Annotated in this window: 1 pseudogene; it reads left to right on the forward strand. The window is 27.9% G+C overall.

The annotated features are described in order from the left end of the window. Positions 1-95: pseudogene (locus CF599_RS20025) on the forward strand (transposase); the annotation flags it as partial. Positions 96-319: the final 224 nt, after the last annotated feature.

Consider the following 319-nt stretch of genomic DNA (forward strand, 5'->3'; position numbering starts at 1 on the left):
CATTTAATGCCAAAATTAAAGCATTCAGGGCTCAATTTAGAGGAGTAAGAGATATTGACTTCTTCTTATACAGATTGACTAAACTTTATGCATAAACACAACTTTTGAGATTGATCCAAAATAGTTTGATTTAGTATGTGATTTCTAATACTCTAGTGAGGCTAAAATATAATATTGAAAGTCCTTTTGAAGGTCAGTATAAGGGATCAATCTCAAAAGTTGTGTGTGAATTAAAAACTACAGATCTTTGTAATGATAAATAATAAACGTGGAAAACTATATTGAGTTTATAAAAATGATTTTACCTGAGTTTTTAGTA

Source organism: Myroides sp. N17-2 (assembly GCF_002286775.1).
In the GTDB taxonomy this organism is placed as follows: domain Bacteria; phylum Bacteroidota; class Bacteroidia; order Flavobacteriales; family Flavobacteriaceae; genus Flavobacterium.